The organism is Streptomyces beihaiensis, from assembly GCF_026274175.1.
GTDB lineage: Bacteria > Actinomycetota > Actinomycetes > Streptomycetales > Streptomycetaceae > Streptomyces > Streptomyces beihaiensis.
Map to the genome: position 1 here is coordinate 1 of NZ_JAPHNL010000291.1, position 470 is coordinate 470.

Annotated in this window: 2 pseudogenes; one reads left to right on the plus strand and one right to left on the minus strand. The window is 67.7% G+C overall.

The window, feature by feature from the left end:
* A pseudogene (locus OFY01_RS25160) lies at positions 1-309 on the plus strand (hypothetical protein); the annotation flags it as partial.
* Here the strand turns inward: OFY01_RS25160 and rpsI are convergent.
* Positions 291-449: pseudogene (gene rpsI, locus OFY01_RS32690) on the minus strand (30S ribosomal protein S9); the annotation flags it as partial. The pseudogenes OFY01_RS25160 and rpsI sit on opposite strands and share 19 nt — an antisense overlap.
* Positions 450-470 lie beyond the last annotated feature (21 nt).

Below are 470 nucleotides of genomic sequence, written 5' to 3' on the forward strand. Positions count from 1 at the left end.
CGCGTCGGCATGCTCGCGGCGGCGCGCGGCGACGTCGTCGAGGCGGCGCGCTGGTACCGCGCGGCGGCGGAGGCCGGTTCGCTGGGCGGGGCGTTCAACCTCGGCCTGCTCCTCGCCCGCGAGGGCAGCGTGCCGGAGGCGGCGCTGTGGTGGACACGGGCGGCCGACGCGGGGCACGGCCGGGCCGCGCTGCGGCTCGCGCTGCTGACCATGACGAAGGACTCTCTTGAGCCGGCTCCGCCGTTCACGCGGACCCTGATATCTACGTTGGCAAACTTGTCGAGGCCAACAACGAGGAGAGGCTCGTAGACCTTGAAGCGCAAGATCTCGGGCTGGACGAGGGAGAGAGGTCGTCCGTTGACCTTGATGAGACCGCGGCCAGCCTTGCAGTGAGCAACGGCGGTGGCGGTCTTCTTTTTACCAAAACACTGCACTGACTGGGTAGACATGATTGCTGGTCTTGGTGTTGT